The 19,402-nt window shown below is 62.4% G+C and carries 15 protein-coding genes; 9 read left to right on the top strand and 6 right to left on the bottom strand.

Going from position 1 to position 19,402, the window contains the following annotated elements; genetic code table 11:
* Window positions 1–13: 13 nt before the first annotated feature.
* Window positions 14–1,405 (bottom strand): MATE family efflux transporter, encoded by a 1,392-nt coding sequence (locus tag WNZ15_RS00350; protein ID WP_342890939.1) that lies wholly within the window; start codon window positions 1,403–1,405, stop codon window positions 14–16.
* A 332-nt stretch (window positions 1,406–1,737) separates the two neighbouring features.
* Between WNZ15_RS00350 and WNZ15_RS00345 the strand changes: the two genes are divergently transcribed.
* The 4 genes from WNZ15_RS00345 (at window position 1,738) to gltS (ending at window position 6,678) form a co-directional block, all read left to right on the top strand.
* Window positions 1,738–2,706 carry a glycine--tRNA ligase subunit alpha gene (locus tag WNZ15_RS00345; RefSeq protein WP_342890938.1) on the top strand — a complete coding sequence of 323 codons (969 nt, stop codon included), beginning with the start codon at window positions 1,738–1,740 and terminating at the stop codon, window positions 2,704–2,706.
* A 158-nt stretch (window positions 2,707–2,864) separates the two neighbouring features.
* The gene (locus WNZ15_RS00340) at window positions 2,865–3,419 is read left to right on the top strand and encodes a LemA family protein (RefSeq protein WP_342890937.1); all 555 of its coding nucleotides are present in this window, start codon (window positions 2,865–2,867) and stop codon (window positions 3,417–3,419) included.
* A gap of 14 nt (window positions 3,420–3,433) precedes the next feature.
* The gene (locus WNZ15_RS00335) at window positions 3,434–5,374 is read left to right on the top strand and encodes a DUF2207 domain-containing protein (RefSeq protein WP_342890936.1); all 1,941 of its coding nucleotides are present in this window, start codon (window positions 3,434–3,436) and stop codon (window positions 5,372–5,374) included.
* An 83-nt stretch (window positions 5,375–5,457) separates the two neighbouring features.
* Window positions 5,458–6,678, top strand: coding sequence for a sodium/glutamate symporter (gene gltS / locus WNZ15_RS00330; protein ID WP_342890935.1), 1,221 nt, complete (start codon window positions 5,458–5,460; stop codon window positions 6,676–6,678).
* Window positions 6,679–6,705: 27 nt separating this feature from the next.
* Here the strand turns inward: gltS and WNZ15_RS00325 are convergent, their stop codons facing one another.
* The gene (locus WNZ15_RS00325) at window positions 6,706–8,223 is read right to left on the bottom strand and encodes an EAL domain-containing protein (protein WP_342890934.1); all 1,518 of its coding nucleotides are present in this window, start codon (window positions 8,221–8,223) and stop codon (window positions 6,706–6,708) included.
* A 290-nt stretch (window positions 8,224–8,513) separates the two neighbouring features.
* Between WNZ15_RS00325 and glyS the strand changes: the two genes are divergently transcribed.
* Window positions 8,514–10,601 (top strand): glycine--tRNA ligase subunit beta, encoded by a 2,088-nt coding sequence (gene glyS, locus WNZ15_RS00320; protein ID WP_342890933.1) that lies wholly within the window; start codon window positions 8,514–8,516, stop codon window positions 10,599–10,601.
* 127 nt (window positions 10,602–10,728) lie between these two features.
* Here the strand turns inward: glyS and WNZ15_RS00315 are convergent, their stop codons facing one another.
* Window positions 10,729–11,964 carry an MFS transporter gene (locus WNZ15_RS00315; RefSeq protein ID WP_342890932.1) on the bottom strand — a complete coding sequence of 412 codons (1,236 nt, stop codon included), beginning with the start codon at window positions 11,962–11,964 and terminating at the stop codon, window positions 10,729–10,731.
* 441 nt (window positions 11,965–12,405) lie between these two features.
* Between WNZ15_RS00315 and nadA the strand changes: the two genes are divergently transcribed.
* The 3 genes from nadA to nadC all read left to right on the top strand — a co-directional run bounded on the left by nadA (window position 12,406) and on the right by nadC (window position 16,064).
* On the top strand, window positions 12,406–13,488 hold the full coding sequence (gene nadA, locus WNZ15_RS00310; RefSeq protein WP_342890931.1) for a quinolinate synthase NadA: 1,083 nt from the start codon (window positions 12,406–12,408) through the stop codon (window positions 13,486–13,488).
* Window positions 13,489–13,588: 100 nt separating this feature from the next.
* The gene (locus tag WNZ15_RS00305) at window positions 13,589–15,190 is read left to right on the top strand and encodes an L-aspartate oxidase (RefSeq protein WP_342890930.1); all 1,602 of its coding nucleotides are present in this window, start codon (window positions 13,589–13,591) and stop codon (window positions 15,188–15,190) included.
* A gap of 10 nt (window positions 15,191–15,200) precedes the next feature.
* Window positions 15,201–16,064: a carboxylating nicotinate-nucleotide diphosphorylase gene (gene nadC, locus WNZ15_RS00300; protein WP_342890929.1), complete on the top strand. Its 864-nt coding sequence runs from the start codon at window positions 15,201–15,203 to the stop codon at window positions 16,062–16,064.
* A gap of 16 nt (window positions 16,065–16,080) precedes the next feature.
* On the opposite strand, the gene WNZ15_RS00295 is transcribed toward nadC, so the two are convergent.
* The 3 genes from WNZ15_RS00295 to WNZ15_RS00285 form a co-directional block, all read right to left on the bottom strand.
* Window positions 16,081–16,707: a LysE family translocator gene (locus tag WNZ15_RS00295; protein ID WP_342890928.1), complete on the bottom strand. Its 627-nt coding sequence runs from the start codon at window positions 16,705–16,707 to the stop codon at window positions 16,081–16,083.
* A gap of 125 nt (window positions 16,708–16,832) precedes the next feature.
* Window positions 16,833–17,426, bottom strand: a complete 594-nt coding sequence (locus WNZ15_RS00290; RefSeq protein ID WP_342890927.1) for a HupE/UreJ family protein — start codon at window positions 17,424–17,426, stop codon at window positions 16,833–16,835.
* 188 nt (window positions 17,427–17,614) lie between these two features.
* Complete coding sequence (locus tag WNZ15_RS00285) at window positions 17,615–18,271, bottom strand: GntR family transcriptional regulator (protein WP_342890926.1); 657 nt, start codon at window positions 18,269–18,271, stop codon at window positions 17,615–17,617.
* 134 nt (window positions 18,272–18,405) lie between these two features.
* Here WNZ15_RS00285 and dctP point away from each other — a divergent pair, with 134 nt between their 5' ends.
* Window positions 18,406–19,389 (top strand): TRAP transporter substrate-binding protein DctP, encoded by a 984-nt coding sequence (dctP, locus tag WNZ15_RS00280; protein ID WP_342890925.1) that lies wholly within the window; start codon window positions 18,406–18,408, stop codon window positions 19,387–19,389.
* The last annotated feature ends 13 nt before the right edge of the window (window positions 19,390–19,402 follow it).

The raw sequence follows: 19,402 nt of genomic DNA, 5'->3' as shown, positions 1-19,402 counted from the left end.
CCGCCGGATTTGATCATGTGACCGTTTCTGCCCGGAAAAGCCCCCAGCGCGCTGTGCCGCCACGCGCGGCCCCGGCCAGGACGATGGCCGTCAGCACAACAAGAAGACCTTCCGCGATCGGACCGGACAGCCAGATGCCGGGTTCGCCGAGACCGCGCGGCAGCACGAACAGCAGCGGCAGGAAAAAGACGTAGGGCTTGGTCAGGCTGAGCACGGCTGCCCGGCGCGCATCCCCGAGCGCCTGGAAGTAGGTCGCGACCACGAACAGGGGCCCGGCGGCAAAATACATCGCCACCATCACCGGCAGAATGCGTCCGATTTCGCCGATCACCTCGGGGTCCTCGACAAACGCAAAACCAATGTGTCTTTCTCCGAACCACAGGACGACTTGAACACAAAGGCTGTACGCGAGGGCTATGCCGAGCCCCAGGCGCAAAGTGTCGTCCGAGCGCCTCCACAGGCGCGCGCCGGCGTTGTTGCCGATCATGGATTGCAGTGCCATGGAAAGGCCGAGCAGCGGCAGATAGGCAAAGGTCATGATCCGGGTGGTCACGCCGAAAGCGGCCACGGTGGTTTCATAGCCTTCGGCCCCGAATGCCTGAAGAACCGCGAGCGTAGCCGCCGCTCCGAAGGCGATGCCGATAAAGCTGAGGCTCTGCGGCGCGCCGAGTACCACAATGGCGCGCCAGTGCGAGGTCAGCGGGTTTCGGACAAGGTCCTCCGGGCCAAGAGCGGTGCGACCGCTCAGGCGATACCAGGTCACGAAGGCAAATGCGGACACCTGAGCCAGCACGGTGCCGTAGGCACTGCCCGCAACGCCGAAGTCGAACACGGCAATCAGCAGGTAGTTCAAGGCCAGATTGGCCAGCGAGACGGAGAGGCTGAGTCCGGCCATCAGCAGGACATGGCCCTCGTTCCGCAGAGCGTCGGAATTGACCGCCAGCACGAACATCAGCGGCGAGAATCCGATGGTGATCGCGAGATACGTGAAGCTCATCGCCGCGATCCCGCCTGCGCCATCGGCCGCTGCAAGCGTTGCCGTCCGGCCGAAGACGAGCAGCAGGAGGATGAGTACGGTGCCGGCGGAGAGTGCCAGACCGTGTGCGCCGGCGTAGACGGCACGCGCCTCCTTGAACCGGCCGCCACCCAGATGTCGGGCGAGCAGGCTCGACATGCCGCTGGAGACGAGTGTCGCCAGCGCGGCCAGGAGCATATAGGCGGGAAACATCAGGGTGACCGCGCTGAGCGCGTCAGGACCGACATAAAGCCCCAGGAAGACCGCGTCCGCGACGGTCAGAAGCCCGTTCATGCTCATGACGAGTATGATCGGCAGGGCGGTTTTCAGCAGCGTCGGGCCGATCGGCCCATGCGTGAACGCATTTGCTCTGGAGGTGTCGTGCGACATACCATTCTCCGAGATCTGGGCATTTCGAGATGTAGGAGGGGCTCGCATTGCCACCAGCGCGAAATGCGTCGGGGAACAGGAAGTCTTCAGCCGGAATTTCACCAGGGGTTAGGGCCTGCGAGCGGCGGGCATTCCGGAGCCTGTCAGCTTGCTATCTTACCATGGGTAGGTCCGTCAATCCCGACAGGGCCCTGTCGGACCTCGCTTTGACGCTGAAGGCCCAGACGCCATCCTTGCATCATCCTTGCGCCAACGCGCCCGCCACCTTGACCTCGCGCCCGCATCGTGGCACCTGTCGCCGCCGGAACCAGCCACATTCGCGGAACAACTCCATGTCGACTGAAACGCTGCCGGCGCATATGCGGCCGGAAAATTCATTCCAGGGCCTGATCCTGACCTTGCAGCGCTACTGGGCAGACCAGGGCTGCGTGGTGCTGCAGCCCTACGACATGGAAGTCGGTGCCGGGACCTTCCATCCGGCGACAACATTGCGTTCGCTCGGGCCACGCCCCTGGAAGGCCGCATACGTTCAGCCGTCGCGCCGCCCGACAGACGGCCGCTACGGCGAGAACCCCAACCGGCTGCAGCATTATTACCAGTTCCAGGTGATCCTGAAGCCATCCCCGGCCAACCTGCAGGACCTCTACCTGAATTCGCTCTATGCCATCGGGCTGGACCCGAAGGTGCACGACATCCGTTTTGTCGAGGACGACTGGGAAAGCCCGACGCTGGGCGCCTGGGGACTGGGCTGGGAGTGCTGGTGCGACGGTATGGAAGTGTCCCAGTTCACTTATTTCCAGCAGGTGGCCGGTTTCGAGTGTTCGCCGGTCTCCGGCGAGCTGACCTACGGCCTGGAGCGTCTGGCCATGTATATCCAGGGCGTCGATAACGTCTACGACCTGAATTACAATGGCATGGAAGGGGCCGACAAGGTCACCTATGGCGATGTCTTCCTGCAGGCCGAGCAGGAATATTCGCGCCACAATTTCGAACATGCCGATACCGAAATCCTGTTCCGCCACTTCAAGGACGCCGAGGCCGAGTGCCGGGCGCTGCTCGAAGCGGGCGCCAGGGCGCGTGACGAAAAGGGCGCCAGCGTGCATCAGGTGGTGCTGCCGGCCTATGACCAGTGCATCAAGGCCAGCCACGCCTTCAACCTGCTTGACGCGCGCGGCGTGATTTCGGTGACCGAGCGCCAGAGCTACATCCTGCGGGTGCGTGAACTGGCCAAGGCATGCGGAGCCGCCTTCCTGGAGACCGAAGCCGGCGGCGTCGGCTATCACAACCAGGCGGCGGAATAGTTTCCACGTGTCACCGGGTCTGCAGGCGTGAAAAATGTGTTCCACAACACAGAACGGCGCTTGATTTTGACCTGAGACGTTTGAGACAGTTTCAGCGGGGTGACAATTCCCGTCCTGGTGGCTAGGTTCCGGGACCTGTATTTTTGGAGGTTCCCCCGATGGCCTGGTTTGTTCTCGCGCTTCTGATCGCGGCCAGTGTTTTTGCGATCATTCTTTACAACGCGCTCGTGAAAAAGCGTCAGATGGTCGAGGAGGGCTGGAGCGGCATAGATGTGCAGCTGAAGCGCAGGGCCAATCTGATCCCCAACCTTGTCGAAACCGTCAAGGGCTATACCTCCCACGAAAACGAGACGCTGCAGTCGGTCACCGAACTGAGAGCCCAGGGCAGCGCCCTGCCGCAGGGCGATGTCGCCGGACGGGCAAGGGTGGAGGGTGCCCTGTCGCAGGCGCTGGGCCGGCTGTTTGCCCTGGCGGAAGACTATCCGGACCTGAAGGCCAGCCAGAACTTTTCCAACCTGCACCAGTCCCTCGACGAGATCGAGGATGCCATCCAGATGGCCCGCCGCTATTACAACGGGGCGGTGCGAAACCTGAATGTGGCGGTCGAGAGTTTTCCCTCCAACCTGATCGCCCGCCAGTTCAGGTTCGAAAAGGCCGAATACTTCGAGATCGAGGACGAAGCCGACCGGGCAGTGCCCCGCGTGACATTCTGAGGGAGACCGACGGGATGCTGAAACAGCTTGCAACCGCCTGCCTTGCCACTTTTCTTCTGGTGCTGGCCGGACTGACCGCGCAGGCCGATGAACGGATCCTGCATTTTGCATCCGACATCGATGTCGGCGCGGACGGGACCTTGACCGTGACGGAGACCATCCGGGTCCGCGCGGAGGGCAACCAGATCAAGCGAGGTATCTTCCGCGATATTCCCCTGACGGCGGAAGGTGCGAACGGCCGCATCTATCAGGTTGGTTTCGAACTTGTATCCGTTCTCCAGGACGGGCAGCCCGTAGCGAATTTCACCCGGAAAAGCGGGGCGGGCGTGAGGATCTACGTGGGCGAGGAAAGCGTCTTCCTGCAGTCGGGCGTGTATACCTACACAATCAGGTACCGGACCGACCGGCAGATCCGCTTCTTTGACGACCATGACGAGGTCTACTGGAATGTCACCGGCAACGAGTGGAACTTCCCGATCGACGAGGCCATTGCACGGGTGAGACTGCCCAATGGGGTGACCGCCACGGACTGGACCGCGTTCACGGGGCCCTTCGGAGCGACTTACCAGAACTATACCGCCCGCACCCAAGACGACGGTTCAGAGGTGGTTTTCACGACCACGCAGCCCTTGTCCTACCAGGAAGGCCTGACAGTCGTTGTCACAATGCCGTCGGGCTCCATCGCCCGGCCCTCCAGCACGGAAAAGATGCGTTACTTCCTTGGCGACTACCGGTCCGAGCTGATCGGCGGTGGCGGGTTCTTGCTGGTCATTGCCTATTATCTGTTCGCCTGGTTCAGGGTGGGCAGGGATCCAGCGGCAGGGGTCGTCTTTCCGCGGTTCAAGGCGCCTGCGCGCATTTCACCGGCCCTTTCCAGATATATCGTCAACCGCGGGTTCGGAGATGGCGGCTGGGTGGCCCTGTCCGCGGCGTGTCTCAATCTGGCGGTCAAGAAACGGCTTCGCCTCGAAGACACGGACGGCGACATGACGCTGACGCCGGACCACGCAGGGCGCAAGGAGCACGTGCCGGGTTTCGGCCTGCCCAAGGGGGAGGCGGCGCTCGAGAGCTGGCTGATGGCGCGGGGAAGTCCGCTCACGTTGAACAAGGCGAACGGTCTGTCGATCAAGTCCCTGGGCAACAAGTTCCGCGGCGCGATCGAGCAGGAAAACCGCAATGTTTTCTTCAAGAGCAACTGGACCTACCTCCCGGCCGGCGTCCTGATGAGCCTGGCCACGATCGTGGCCCTGATCCTGTTCGTGCCCAAGTCCCAGGGCGAACAGGAATTCATGATCGTGTTCCTGTTTCTGTCGGTGTTCGCGACTGTGTTTCCGATTGCCTTCGGACAGGCGCTTCTGCCCATCGCCAACATGAAACTTCGGCTTGGGGTCACTTTACTGATTGCCGGGCTGGCCATGTTCGGCGCGGCCGCCCTGGCCGGGCTGATCACAGGCGCAGTGGAAACGCTTCCGGCGGTTCCGGTGGTCGTGGCGGCGCTGGTTGCCGCGAACCTGCTGGCCTTCATGTTCATTGGTGCTCCGACTGCATTGGGCCGTGAGGCACTCGACGAGATCGAGGGCCTGAAGCTCTATTTGTCGGTTGCCGAAAAGGATCGGCTCAACATGCAGGTGGCGCCGGACATGAGCACGGAGCATTTCGAGGAACTGCTTCCCTATGCGGTCGCCCTGGACGTTGAAAAGCCCTGGGCGAAAACCTTCGAAGGCTGGCTGGCAACGGCGGCCGGGGCCGCGGTGGCGGCCAGCTATCATCCGAACTGGTATGCGGGCCGCGATTTCGATGCCCGTCATGTTTCTGACAGTCTGGGCGAGACGGCGAGCGCCATGGCCGGGTCGTTCCAGTCCTCCATTCCGGTTCCCAAGTCGTCGAGTTCCGGCTCGTCGGGCGGTGGTTCGTCCGGGGGCGGGGGCGGTGGCGGCGGCGGCGGCGGCTGGTAGTTTTGCTTGCGCCGAAACCGGTCAGGAGCTTTTATGGAGCATAGAATCATGCCTTTTTCATCCGGATCGGTTCGGCTTCTCACATGACCGGTGACACAATCTCCTTCAGCGAATTCGCCAGTTTCAATCTGGCGATCCTGGTCTATTTTCTCGGCGTCCGGCTGAACAAGAAGATCGTTTTTCTGCAGCGCTACAACATTCCCGAACCTGTGTCGGGCGGACTGCTGGTCGCCCTGCTGGCCCTTGTCGTCTATCTCGGATTTGGCAGGGAAGTCGGATTTTCCCTGCAGTCCCGAGACTACCTGCTCTATTGCTTCTTCACGGCAATCGGTCTCAATGCCCGGTTCTCCGACCTGGCGAAAGGCGGCAAGCCACTGCTGATCCTGCTGTGCCTGACCGTCGTCTACATGCTGCTGCAAAACACGATCGGCACCGGCATCGCGCTCGCGCTCGGGCTGCCGGCGGGTTTCGGCCTGCTCGGCGGAACGGTCTCCCTGGTCGGGGGGCATGGCACCGCGATCGCCTGGGGGCCGAAGCTGGTGGCCGACTATGGGGTGGTGGGCGCCGTGGAAATAGGCGCGGCAACGGCAACGCTCGGCCTGATCGCGGCGAGCTTGCTGGGAGGGCCCGTCGGCAACTACCTGATCGAGCGGAAAGGGGCCCGGCCGGATCCCGACCGACCGCCCGAAGCCCCGATGATCGGCATCGAGAGCGACCGGGAAGACGACATCGCCGTGACCCATACCGGGTTGATGCGGGCCTTGCTGGTGCTCAACATCGCCATTGCTCTGGGTGTCGGACTGCAGGAGGTCCTGGTCACCGGGTTCGCCGTCGATCTGCCGGTCTTCGTTTGCTGCCTTTTCTGCGGTATCGTGCTGTCCAATACGGTGCCGGTCGTGTTCAAGAAAATGACCTGGCCTGCCCGGTCCCGGTCGCTGGCGGTCCTGTCCGATCTCGCACTCGGGATCTTTCTGACGATGTCCCTCATGAGCCTGCAGCTCTGGACACTTGCGGGCCTTGCCGGGCCGATGCTGCTGATCCTGGCGGTCCAGATCGTCGCCGCGGGGCTGTTCATCATTTTTGCGGTGTTTCCGATGATGGGGCGCGATTACACCGCAGCCGTTCTCGGCGCTGGCTTTGCCGGGTTTGCTCTCGGCGCCACCCCGACCGCGATCGCCAACATGACCGCGGTGACCAAGAGCTACGGTCCTGCAACGCAGGCGTTTCTGATCCTGCCGCTGATATCCGCGTTCTTTGTCGATCTGGCGAATGCGGCGATTATTCTGCTTTTCCTGGGAGGCTGACCGGGGCCCTGCGCCGGAAAACGCCCGTCACACGGAGTGGTCGGCAGATCCGGCAAAGGACAGCCGTCCGTCCTCCTGGGAAGCCAGCAGGGCGATGGCGTCTTCCGCCGACAAGGCAGCGGCATAAAGGAAGCCCTGGCCGTAGTGACAGCCGTTCGAGTTGAGGGCCTGATGCGTCTCGGTTTCCTCGACGCCTTCGGCGACTGCATCAATGTCGAGGCCTTTGGACAGAACCAGTATGGCTTCCACGATTGCGGCGCATTGCCGGTCGGTCAGCATGCGCTCGGTAAATGATTTGTCGATCTTCACCTTGCTGATCGGAAAGTCGCGGAGATAGCTCAGGCTGGAATGCCCGGCGCCGAAATCATCCAGCGCGATCGAAATGCCGCTTTCGGTCAGCTCCGAAATGATGCGCTTCGCCATTTCCGGGTTCTTGACCAGAGAGGTTTCGGTGATCTCCAGGACAAGCCGGTTCGCCGGGAAGCCGTGTTCTTCCAGAATGGCAGCCACCTGCGCAGGCAGGGAATTGTCCTGGAGTTGGACCGGTGAAAGATTGAAGGACAGGTAAAGCTCCTCCGGCCAGGTCTTCGCCGTCCTGCAGGCTTCCGCGAGAAGATGTTTCGTCAGGTCGGTGATGATGCCGCACTCCTCGGCGATCGGAATGAACTGCAGCGGCGGAACCTTGCCGAAATCGCTGTCTGTCCATCTCGCGAGGGCCTCGAAGCCGGCAATGCGTCCGGTCTTCATGTCGAGAATCGGCTGATAGTTGGCCGCGACCTCATTTGCCGCGATCGCCTGGCGCAGCCGTTGTTCCAGGAGGGTCCGGTGCAGGATCGACGCGTCCATGTCCAGCTCGAAGAACCGGTAGGTCGAACGGCCGGATGATTTGGCCCGGTAAAGGGCAATGTCCGCGCGGCGGAGCAGTTCCGTCATGGCGTGGCCATCGTTCGGATAAAGAGCGATGCCGATGCCGGAGCCGATCGAGATCTGCCGGTCGTTGAGCTTGAAGGGTTCGCTGATCCGCGTCAGCAGCCGCCGTGCGAACCCCGCTGCGTCCGCCTTGTCATTGAAAACCGGAGAGACGATCGCGAATTCATCGCCGCCGAGCCGCGCGACAATGCCGTCGTTGCCGATAAATTCGCTGATGCGGTCGGCGAAGCTGTGCAGGAGAGTGTCTCCGAACGCGTGGCCGTAGACATCGTTGATGGGTTTGAAGCCGTCGAGGTCGAGCATCATTACGGACCGGAAGGAACCCGCCTTCACATCGCCTGTGAGCACCGAAAAGGCTTCGAGCAGACGCCGCCTGTTTGGAAGTCCTGTCAGGGGATCGTGCTGGGCGAGCGACAGCGCCTCGGAATGGGCCGAGGATCTCTCGATCAGTTGCTTGCGCAGATGCCGTGTCGACCATACTCCGTAGACGAGGCTGAACAAGGCAATGATGAAAAGGATGCTCGTGACAATGTCATAGACCTCGTGAGCGTGTTCCGAGCGGTCGGCAGGGAAAAAGACCGGGAACAATCTCAGGGTCGCGAAACTGACAAGCATTATGGAAAGGACGAAAAATATAGGTCGCGTCAAGTATTGGGTGTTTGCAACTTTCCCATCAGTCACGAAGTCGTTTCCATCGAATAGTAATATGCGCGATATGGGGAGTTTCACATGAATTTGTTGATGAAGAGTGAAATATTTCCGCTGGGTCAATAATCACGCCTTGTGAAAGCGGGCTCTGGTCGCCAATGCGAAAGGGGGTGACAAGTTGCCGCCGACTTGGTAACGGACGCGCATTCCGACTTCGGTGATGTCCCATCTACCAAGGCCAAAGGTCAACTCATCCCATGCCTGATCTTCTGCTTGAGCTTTTCAGTGAGGAAATTCCGGCCCGCATGCAGCGCAAGGCGGCCGAAGACCTGAAATCTCTGGTGACCAATGCGCTGGTGGATGCCGGGCTGCCCTATGAGGGTGCAAAGGCCTTCGCAACGCCCCGGCGCCTCGCGCTTCATGTCGCCGGTGTGCCGGCTGGTTCTGCAGCAACCCGTGAAGAACGCAAGGGTCCTCGAGTGGGCGCGCCGGAAAAGGCTGTCGAGGGGTTTCTTCGCGGAGCGGGTCTGGCGTCCATCGACGAGGCGACGATCAGCACCGATCCGAAAAAAGGCGATTTCTATGTCGCCGTGATCGAAAAGCCCGGCAGGACCGCCATCGACATCATCGCGGAGTTCATGCCGGGGATCCTGCGCGCTTTCCCCTGGCCCAAATCCATGCGCTGGGGGACAACCAGCACAAGGTGGGTCCGGCCCCTGCATTCGATCGTCGCGAGCTTCGGTCCGGAAACCGAGGAACCGGATGTCGTGCCGTTCGAGTTCGACGGTATCCGGTCGGGCAAGACCACGCGCGGGCACCGGTTTCTGGCCGATGAGGCCTTCGGCGTGCGCCGGTTCGATGACTATGCCACGGGGCTCGAGAAGCACAAGGTCGTGCTCGACGCCGACCGCCGCAAGGAGATCATCCTGCACGATGCCAAGGACCAGGCGCTGGCGCTGGGACTGGACCTTGTCGAGGATCCCGGCCTTCTGGAAGAGGTTGCCGGTCTGGTCGAATGGCCTGTGGTGCTGACCGGAAGTTTCGACGAGGCTTTCCTGGCCATTCCGGACGAGTGCATCCAGCTGACCATCAGGGTCAACCAGAAGTGCTTCGTGCTGAAGGATCCCGACACCGGCCGGCTCGCCAACAGGTTCGTGCTGATCTCCAACATCGTCGCCGACGACGGCGGCAAGCTGATCGTTGCCGGCAACGAGAAGGTGATCCGGGCGCGGCTGTCCGACGCGCGCTTCTTCTGGGACACCGACCTGAAGACCCGGCTGTCCGACAATCTGCCCAAGCTGGACGAGGTCAAGTTTCACGAAAAGCTCGGCAGCGTCGGCGAACGGGTGAAGCGCCTGATTGCGCTCTCCGCCGAATTGGCTCCGCACGTCGGCGCCGATCAGGCAAAGGCGAAACGCGCCGCGGAACTGGCCAAGGCCGACCTCGTCTCCCAGATGGTGTTCGAATTTCCCGAACTGCAGGGCCTGATGGGCCGCTACTACGCGCAAGCGCAGGGAGAGGATGCCTCTGTCGCGACCGCGATCGAGGAACATTACAAGCCGCAGGGGCCGAGCGACAGCGTGCCGGCCGACCCGGTGGCGATCGCCGTCGCCCTTGCCGAAAAGCTGGATCTGCTGGCCGGCTTCTGGGCCATCGGCGAAAAGCCGACCGGCTCGAAGGATCCGTATGCCCTGCGCCGTGCCGCGCTGGGGGTGATCCGGATCGTGCTGGAAAACAATCTCAGGCTCAATTTGGGCGCGGCGATGCGTTCCGCGCTTGATCTTCAGTCGGCCGATGTTGCCGATCCGGCGGCTGTCGTTCCGGATCTCCTGGCGTTCCTGGGCGACCGTCTGAAGGTCCATCTCAGGGATGAGGGCGCCCGGCACGATCTGATCGACGCCGTGTTCGCGCTCGAAGGCCAGGACGACCTCCTCAGGGTGGTCAGCCGCGTCGAGGCGCTTGGCAAGTTCGTGTCATCCGACGACGGCGCCAATCTGCTGGCCGGCTACAAACGCGCGATCAACATTCTGAAGGCGGAAGAAAAGAAGGACGGCGCACCGGTCACAGGCAAGCCGCATGCGGATCACTTCAGGGAACAGGCCGAGATCGACCTGGCAGCGGCCATCGACACCGCCCGGGCCACAGCCGCCGATGCGGTCGCGGAAGAGAACTTCGAAGCCGCCATGGAGGCGCTTTCGATGCTGCGCGCTCCGGTCGACCGTTTCTTCGAGGATATCCTGGTCAATGCCGACGTGGCCGAGCTGCGTATGAACCGCCTGCAACTCCTCGCCGAAATCCGCGACGCGACCCACGTGGTCGCCGATTTCTCGAAAGTGTCCGGGTGATCGGGTAGAACCGGATCGGGTTCCCTTCACGGCATTGCATACGCCCACCCCTCATGGGGGAGGGTGGGCGTATGCGGTTTCTCGAAAATTCTTGAGCTTCCGGAGACCCAGTTTCGTCTGCGATGCCTTATTCGGCCGCCTGGCCCGCCAGCCTTGCCACCGGTTTTTCCTCGATCGGCCAGTGAATGGCCGCGGCGAAAATGCCCAGGGCGATGCCGAGCCACCAGATGGCGTCGTAGGAGCCGGTCTGATCGTAGAGCTTTCCGCCGAGCCAGACCCCCAGGAACGCGCCGATCTGGTGCGACAGGAACACGAAGCCGAACAGGGTTGCCATGTAGCGCGGTCCGAACATGACCGCGACGAGGCCGGAGGTCGGCGGCACCGTCGACAGCCAAAGAAGTCCCATGACGCCGGAGAACACCAGAACGGAAGCCGGCGTGATCGGCAGCATGATGAAGGCAAGGATCGCGGCCGACCGGCCGAGATAGATCAGCGACAGGAAGATCGGTTTGGAATAGCGTCCTCCGATATAGCCGGACGCCAGTGAACCGACCACGTTGCACAGGCCGATCAGCGCGATCGCCCAGGCCCCCCAACTGGGATCGAGGCCGACATCGGCAATGAACGGCGGCAGATGCACGGTGATGAAGGCGACGTGGAAGCCGCAGACGAAGAACCCGATCGACAGCAGAATGAACCCGCGCGTTCCGAAGGCCTCCGACAGGGCGGATTTCAGGTTCTGGTCATGCGCCGGGCTGCCGTCGCCGGAGCGTTCGGACCTGCCCCGCAGCGCGACAGCCAGCACGGGAATGAGCGCAATGAGGCCGGTAAAGACGATCAGCGTGTCCTGCCAGCCGATATTGGCAATGAGAGCGCCGCCGAGCGGTGCGAACAGGAATTGCCCCAGGGAGCCGGAGGCGGTGCCGATGCCGAAGGCAAGCGACCTCTGTTCGGGTGTCACGGCGCGCCCGAAGGCCGCAAGGACCAGCGAGAACGAGGAAAAGGCGATGCCGAGACCGATCAGGATGCCCGCGGAGACATGCAGGGCGACGGCGCTTTGCGCGTCGATCATCAGGAGCAGTCCGGCGCAGTAGAGCACCGTGCCGAAGGCCATCGCCTTCCAGGTGCCGTATCTGTCGGAGACCATGCCGGCGATCGGCTGGCCGATCCCCCACATCAGGTTCTGGATCGCCAGTGCCAGGGCAAAGATCTCCCGGCTCCAGTCCCGCGCTTCCGTCATCGGCTGGAAGAACAGCCCCATCGCCGACCGAGGTCCGAAGGAAATCAGGGCGATCAGGCAGCCGCAGGCAATCACCAGCGGGATATTCGGGCCGGGCCGGCCGGTGGTGGAGGCATTGGTCATCTTCGGCCTGTTCTGATCGTTAAACTACGATCAGAATAGGCGGAAAGCGGGAGCCGGCAAAACGCGTAATATTGATCCATTGATCACGAATTGGAATGAGACTGCGCGAGCCGGTTGTTTGCACGTCACAACGGTCTTGTCGCAGCACCTGATGCGTGCCGTTCCCTGCCGTGAGGCCGAAGGGTTACCAAACGCGGTCGGATGCGTGATAGTCAACTCTCGTCGGGTTAAGTCTCTGATTATCATATGAGAAACATTTAAATCATCGGTTTTTTGCGATTTTGGTGGATTTCGGACGCGGGGATTGTTATATAAACTCTGAAAGAGCAAAAGTATGGGCTTCGGGCCCGTTTTCTTTTCGCTTTAATATGCTCAATTTGAGTATAAAGCATTTGCGCCACCGGGCACGCAGTCCGGAGCGCACAATCAAGGGAGGTCGCCATGACTATTGCCCAGACCAGGACCCCGGTTGGACATCCTGTTGCCACCGGACTGACCGCATTGGAACGCTTCGGCAAGCTGGAGCGCCCCGATCTGCGTTACACGCCCGAGATCGCCGAAGCCACGGCTCCGATCTTCGAGAAGGTCAGGCATATCATCCCGGCCATCGAATGGCCGGCGCTGGCGCCCACCATCCATGCCATCAATGTGCTGAAGAAACAGCGCAATGCCGTCATCCTGGCGCATAACTACATGACGCCGGATATCTTTCACGGCGTCGCGGACATCGTCGGCGACAGCCTGCAACTGGCGATCGAGGCGACCCGGACGGATTCCGAGGTTATCGTCCAGTGCGGTGTGCACTTCATGGCCGAGACCTCCAAGATCCTGAGCCCGGAAAAGACGGTGCTCATTCCGGACATGCGCGCGGGCTGCTCGCTGGCCGAGTCGATCACCGGCGCGGATGTCCGCGGTCTGCGCGAGCGCAATCCCGGCGTGCCGATCATCACCTATGTCAACACCTCTGCCGAGGTGAAGGCCGAATGCGATATCTGCTGCACCTCGTCGAATGCGTTGCAGGTGGTTGAAAGCTTCGGCGTCGACCGGGTCTTTCTGATCCCGGACAAGTATCTGGCGGCCAATGTCGGCAACAAGACCGATGTCGAGGTTCTGACCTGGGACGGTGCCTGCGAGGTCCACGAGCGGTTCACCGCCGAGGAATTGCGGGACTACCGCAAGATCGATCCGGGTGTGAAGATCATCGCTCACCCGGAATGTCCGCCGGAGGTCGTTGCCGAGGCGGATTTTGCCGGCTCGACCGCGCATATGATCGACTGGGTCAAGACAAAACGGCCGGAAAAGGTGATGATGATCACCGAGTGTTCGATGGCGGACAACGTTGCCAGCGAAACCCCGGACGTCGACTTCATCCGTCCGTGCAACCTGTGTCCGCACATGAAGCGGATCACGCTGAACAAGATCCTGGAGTCTCTTCTTGAGATGAAGGAGGAGGTCGTCGTCGATCCGGCGATCGCGGACAGGGCCCGCACGGCCGTCGAGCGGATGATCAACTTGAAAATGTGACCGGCTTCGGTCTACACCGCTCCCCAGTATCTTCTTCCGGGCCGGACTTCGGCCCGGAACATCCTTTGGGCGATGCCCCGTCTCTACCAGGAAGTTCCCCATGGCCGTTTCGGTTGAGGATTTCGCGCCTGCCTATATTGGCAAGGATGTCGATGACGTCGTGATTTTGGGAGGCGGCCTGGCCGGTCTCTTCTGTGCGCTCAAACTCAGTCCGAGGCCGGTGACCGTAATCACCAATGCGCCGATCGGGCAGGGGGCCTCGTCCGCCTGGGCCCAGGGCGGCATCGCCGCGGCGATTTCCGAACAGGACTCGGTTGAAAAGCACCGCGACGACACGCTGGCGGCCGGTTGCGGCATCTGCGAGGAAAAGATCGTCGAGCTGATGACCCGCGAGGGCAGCGACCGGGTGCATGACCTCCTGTCCTACGGCGTTCCTTTCGATCAGGATCTGGAGGGCCGCCTGAAATTCTCCCGGGAAGCCGCGCATTCCCAAAGCCGGGTCGTGCGCGTGCGGGGAGACATGGCCGGCCGCGCCATCATGGATGCCCTGATTGCCGCCGTGCGCAAGACGCCGTCGATCCGGATCCTGGAAGGGTACCTGGGCGAAAGCTTTCTGGGCGCCGGCCGCTACGTGACCGGCGTGCTTGCGCGCCGCCGCGGCGGGATCGAACGCCTGGCCTTTCCGGCAAAGGCTGTCGTGCTGGCCTCCGGCGGCATCGGCCACCTTTACGGCCTGACCACCAACCCCCACGAAGCCAATGGCCACGGTCTGGCCATGGCCGCCCGGGCCGGGGCGGTGATCGCCGATGCCGAATTCGTGCAATTCCACCCGACCGCGCTCGACGTCGGCAGGGATCCGGCGCCATTGGCGACCGAAGCTCTCAGGGGGGAGGGGGCGACCCTGGTCAACTCGGCCGGCGAGCGCTTCATGGAAAGCGTGCATCCGGATCTGGAACTGGCACCGCGCGACATCGTCGCCAGAGCGATCCACCACGAGGTCTCGGAAGGCCGAGGTGCGTTTCTGGATTGCCGGGAAGCGATCGGCGCACGTTTCAAGGATGATTTTCCGACCGTGTTCGCGGCGGCGCAGGCGGCCGGACTTGATCCGGAGAAGGACCTTCTGCCGATGGCGCCCGCCGAGCATTACCACATGGGCGGCGTGCTGACCGATGCCAACGGGCGCACGTCCCTGGACGGGCTGTGGGCCGCCGGGGAAGTGGCCTCCACCGGTGCCCACGGCGCCAACCGGCTTGCCTCGAACTCGCTTCTGGAAGCGGTCGTCTTCGCCGCCCGCATCGCCGAGGACATACAGGGGCTGATGCCGACGCCGCGCAGCGCCTATTGGAACGAGATGGACGACGAGCCCGGCCTGCCGAGCCAGCGCAACACGGAAGAGCGCGACGGCATCACCGTTCTGCGCGAGACCCTGCGCCGCAACGTCGGCGTTCTGCGCGATGCCGCCGGTCTGAAGGCGGCGCTCGCCGACATCGCGCGGGTCGAGAAGATCTGCGTGCGCCAGTCCATTCGGAACATGATGATCACGGGCAAGGTGATTGCAGCCTCGGCGCTGAAACGCCAGGAAAGCCGGGGCGGTCATTTCCGCAAGGACTTTCCGGAGGAAAACCCGGACATGGCGTCACGCTCCTACACCACATTGAAAGAGGTCGAGGCGATCACCGCCGAGGCTCTGGAAACCGCCTGAAGGAAAACCCATGACCCGCACCGTCCTGCCGGAGTTGCCGTGTCTCATGGTCGATGATGCCGTCAAGGCTGCACTGCTTGAGGACTGGGGCCGGGCCGGTGACATCACCAGTCAGGCGACCCTGCCCGGAGAGGCCCGCGCCACCGCAGTCATCGCGGCGCGCAAGCCCGGTGTTCTGGCCGGGCTGGCGCTGGCGGAAAGCGCCTTTCGCCAGACCGACGCGGCGCTGGCCTTCGAACCGCTGCTCAACGACGGGGCCCGGCTGGCGCCCAGGGATGTGGTGGCCAGGATCGAGGGCCCCGCACGGGCCCTGCTCGCCGCCGAGCGGGTCGCGCTGAACTTTCTCGGTCATCTTTCCGGCATCGCTACAGTGACCGCGTCCTTCGCGGACCTGATCGCCCACACCAGGGCGGACATCGTCTGCACCCGCAAGACGACCCCCGGCCTGCGGGCCTTCGAGAAATATGCGGTCAGATGCGGTGGTGGTTCCAATCACCGCTTCGGCCTCGACGACGCCATCCTCATCAAGGACAACCACATCGCGGTTGCCGGTGGCGTCACCCGGGCGATCGAGGCCGCGAAGGCCTTTGCCGGGCACCTGGTCAAGATCGAAGTTGAAGTGGATACGCTTGACCAGTTGAAAGAGGCGCTGGCGGCAAGGCCCGACGTGGTCATGCTGGACAACATGCCGCCGGAAACGCTGAAGCAAGCTGTCGCAATCGCGGGCGGCAAGGTCCTGCTGGAAGCCTCCGGCGGCATCGAGCTCGACACGGTCAAGGCCGTGGCGGAAGCCGGAGTGGACCTGATCTCGTCAGGCTGGATCACCCATTCGGCTCCGGTGCTCGATCTTGGTCTTGATATCGAACTGGCTTGAGTCAGGCTTGATTTTGCTATCGTTCCTGTAGAGCAAGCCGGACGCCGAGCGTGCAAAAAATGCAGCCCACCACTTTGCCCTGCCATTTCAACACTGTCGGGTTGCGGCGGAGAAAAGCGCCGAGCCCTCCCGCCCCGGCTGCGAAGACGACAGTGCTCAACAGCCCGAGCAGAACGAACACCAGCCCGAGCGTCGTAAGCTGCAGGGCAACCGCGCCGTTCCCGGGCTGCACGAATTGAGGTAGGAAGGCCAGAAAGAACAGTGCCGTTTTCGGGTTGAGCACTTCTGTCAGGATTGCCTGGCGGAATGCCTTGCCGGCAGTGATCGGCAGAGCACCACGGCTCAGATCCGTTGATCCCCGTTCCAGAATCGCGCGAATGCCGAGATAGACCAGATAAGCTGCTCCGGCATATTTGACGATGCTGAAAAGCAGCGCCGACGTGGCAATGATGGCTGAAAGACCAACCACTGCCATAAAGGTGTGCAGCAAGTCTCCTGCTGCGATACCGGCGCCGGTCGCGATCCCGACACGCGTACCGGACGTGGTTGCCCTGGCCACTGTGAGCAGCGTTGCCGGGCCCGGAAGGAACACGAAACCGAGGACGATGGCGACATAGGTCACGAGCGTGGCTGTATCGATCATTCGGTTTCTACCCCCTGGCACTCGTTCCGTGCCACTCAACCCCATGGGCGGGCGAAAATCAATCCTGGCGGCAGGGTCCCGGCATCCCTTGTTGTCTGATCCGGGGATCCGTCAATTCTGACCTGTCAGCCGGCCGCCAGGAACACGCCCCCGAGAGCGGTGACAACGCCAAGCGCGCGCAGGATGCCCGGCGCACGATCCGGTTCGTTGCGCGCGGCGGTCCTGGCGCCGTGACCGATCAGCAGACCGGCCGCATGCAGCAGCGCGGTTGCCAGCACGAATCCACCCGCATAGCCGATCGCGTCCGCAGCCCCGATTTCACCTCCATGGGCGTGGCCGTGGCACAGGCCAAAGGCAAACACAAGCGCCCCGGAAACCGTGAGTGGCAGGCGCAGAGCCAGGGCAACGACGGCGCCGAGCACAATGACGGAACCCAGGATGACCGGTTCCACGAAGGGCAGTGCCACGCCGGCGAGCGACAGGGCGAATCCGGCGATCATGGCACCGACAAACGCCGTCGGCAGGACCCAGACGGCGCGGCCGCCGATCAGGGCCGCCCACAGGCCGACAGCGATCATGGCCAATACATGATCGGCCCCGAAAACCGGATGGGTCAGGCCCGCGGCAAAGGAGCCATGGGCAGCGGAATCCAGATGCGCGAAGGCAGGCGAGGCGGCAAGAAAGAAGACGGTGGCGGCAAGGCCGAAGCGGAATTTCATGAAAGGATCCTTCATTTGGTCGGTCCGGTGCCCCGGGATGGGTCGCACCGTTCATGCGGGTTCGCATTGCCGGTAAAGCTAAACGCGATTCCTTCCTATTGTAAATTGTGCTGACCAGGGGACGTGCAGATTAACGTCAGCTGCCGCAATCATGCAGGCGCTCCCTGTGGACGCGAAAGCTGCGAACGTCACTCGGCGGCGGGCCTGAGACTCGTCAGAAGGTGGTGGAATTTTTCGCCCTGAACGGACACATGCCGGCGAACGGAATCGGCGGCGCGTTCCCCGTCGCCCGCCTCTATGGCGGCAACGACGGCCTCGTGCTCGAGCATGGACTGTTTCATGCGACCGCGCACCCGCAATTGCAGACGCCGGAACGGCTGCAGGCGGCGCTGCAGGCGCAGGCATTCCTGCTCGAGAAACCCGTTGCCGGACTGTCTATACAAGATGGCATGAAACTGTTCGTTTTCGCGGTAGTAGCCATCCGTGTCCTGGGCTTCCACCGCAAGCCTGCATCGGTCGTTCGCGGTGTGAAGATCGGTCAGTGCCTTGTCGGATATGCGTGTGGCCGCCAGCCGGGCGCTGACCGCTTCCAGTTCGGCCATGACCTCGAACATTTCGATCAGTTCCACCGGACCGGGCTGGCGCACGAACACGCCGCGCCGCGGGATCTGTGTGACCAGACCGGATTGCGCGAGCCTGAGGAGGGCTTCCCGGATGGGAGTTCTGGAAACCGAAAAACGGGCGGCCAGCTGAACTTCGTCCAGCCTGTCGCCGTCCGCGAAAGTGCCGTCGAATATCAGCCCCTCGAGCGCATCTGCGATGCAGTCTGACCGTTTTCGTTCCATGCTCCGCATTTATCATAATGAGATTTAGTGCGCAATATTGTCATTCTTGTATACAAAAGGCCTTGACTCAAAAACATCGTCTGGGGCTAAGTTCCGTTTCCGGTTTCAATCCGGGCTTTCCATGGGAGGAAAACATGAACTTCAAACTTTCAGTCGCCGCCGCAGCGCTGGTTTTCGCAGGCTCGCTCTCCGCAGGGGCCACCGAACTGCGCCTGTCGCATCAATGGTCCACCGGCGACGTGCGCCACAAGGTGGCGCAGATTGTCGCCGACGAGGTCGCCGCGGCCGATGTCGATCTCGACATCAAGATTTTCCCGTCCAAGTCGCTGCTCAAGCCGCGCGACCAGTACAAGCCGCTGACGCGCGGCCTGCTGGACATGACGGTGCTGCCGCTCAGCTACGCCGGTGGTCAGCAGCCGGCCTACAACCTCACCCTGATGCCGGGTCTGGTGAAGAACCACGATCATGCCGCGCGCCTCAACGAAAGCCCCTTCATGGACGCGATCGAAGAGATCATGGCGGGCGATGATGTCATGGTGCTGGTGCACGGCTACCTGGCAGGTGGCTTCGCCGGCAAGAACAAGTGCATTTCCGAGCCAGGAGACATGCAGGGCCTGCAGACGCGTGCTGCCGGCAAGGCCTTCGAGCAGATGCTCGCGGGTGCGGGTGCGTCCATCGCCTCGATGGCGTCTTCCGAGATCTACAATGCCATGCAGTCCGGCGTGCTTGATGCCGCCAACACCTCGTCCTCGTCCTTCGTCAGCTACCGCATCTACGAGCAGGTGTCTTGCTACACGCCGGCAGGGGAATATGCGCTCTGGTTCATGTATCAGCCGCTGCTGATGAACAAGAGCACGTTCGAAGGGCTGAACGAAGCACAGCAGAAAGCGTTGCTGGACGCTGCCGCCAACGCGGAAGCCTATTATCTCGAGGAAGCCAAGAAGCAGGATGCGGCCTCGGCCGAGGTCTTCCGTGAAAACGGCGTCGAGATCGCGGCGATGACCGAGGAACAGTTCGAAGCCTGGCGCGCCCTTGCCAAGGAGACCTCCTACAAGGCCTTCGTCGAGGACACGCCCAACGGCCAGCAACTGCTCGACCTCGCCCTGTCGGTCGACTGACGTGTGAAGATCG

Origin of the sequence: Roseibium sp. AS2 (assembly GCF_038900065.1) — a bacterium.
Taxonomy (GTDB): domain Bacteria; phylum Pseudomonadota; class Alphaproteobacteria; order Rhizobiales; family Stappiaceae; genus Roseibium.
This window is presented reverse-complemented; position numbering and strand designations above follow the sequence as displayed.

Excerpts from the sequence above, each read along its gene's own strand:
- WNZ15_RS00350 (WP_342890939.1), bottom strand. The coding sequence starts at position 1,405 with ATGTCGCACGACACCTCCAGAGCAAATGCGTTCACGCATGGGCCGATC.
- WNZ15_RS00345 (WP_342890938.1), top strand. The coding sequence starts at position 1,738 with ATGTCGACTGAAACGCTGCCGGCGCATATGCGGCCGGAAAATTCATTC.
- WNZ15_RS00340 (WP_342890937.1), top strand. The coding sequence starts at position 2,865 with ATGGCCTGGTTTGTTCTCGCGCTTCTGATCGCGGCCAGTGTTTTTGCG.
- WNZ15_RS00335 (WP_342890936.1), top strand. The coding sequence starts at position 3,434 with ATGCTGAAACAGCTTGCAACCGCCTGCCTTGCCACTTTTCTTCTGGTG.
- gltS (WP_342890935.1), top strand. The coding sequence starts at position 5,458 with ATGACCGGTGACACAATCTCCTTCAGCGAATTCGCCAGTTTCAATCTG.
- WNZ15_RS00325 (WP_342890934.1), bottom strand. The coding sequence starts at position 8,223 with ATGCTTGTCAGTTTCGCGACCCTGAGATTGTTCCCGGTCTTTTTCCCT.
- glyS (WP_342890933.1), top strand. The coding sequence starts at position 8,514 with ATGCCTGATCTTCTGCTTGAGCTTTTCAGTGAGGAAATTCCGGCCCGC.
- WNZ15_RS00315 (WP_342890932.1), bottom strand. The coding sequence starts at position 11,964 with ATGACCAATGCCTCCACCACCGGCCGGCCCGGCCCGAATATCCCGCTG.
- nadA (WP_342890931.1), top strand. The coding sequence starts at position 12,406 with ATGACTATTGCCCAGACCAGGACCCCGGTTGGACATCCTGTTGCCACC.
- WNZ15_RS00305 (WP_342890930.1), top strand. The coding sequence starts at position 13,589 with ATGGCCGTTTCGGTTGAGGATTTCGCGCCTGCCTATATTGGCAAGGAT.
- nadC (WP_342890929.1), top strand. The coding sequence starts at position 15,201 with ATGACCCGCACCGTCCTGCCGGAGTTGCCGTGTCTCATGGTCGATGAT.
- WNZ15_RS00295 (WP_342890928.1), bottom strand. The coding sequence starts at position 16,707 with ATGATCGATACAGCCACGCTCGTGACCTATGTCGCCATCGTCCTCGGT.
- WNZ15_RS00290 (WP_342890927.1), bottom strand. The coding sequence starts at position 17,426 with ATGAAATTCCGCTTCGGCCTTGCCGCCACCGTCTTCTTTCTTGCCGCC.
- WNZ15_RS00285 (WP_342890926.1), bottom strand. The coding sequence starts at position 18,271 with ATGGAACGAAAACGGTCAGACTGCATCGCAGATGCGCTCGAGGGGCTG.
- dctP (WP_342890925.1), top strand. The coding sequence starts at position 18,406 with ATGAACTTCAAACTTTCAGTCGCCGCCGCAGCGCTGGTTTTCGCAGGC.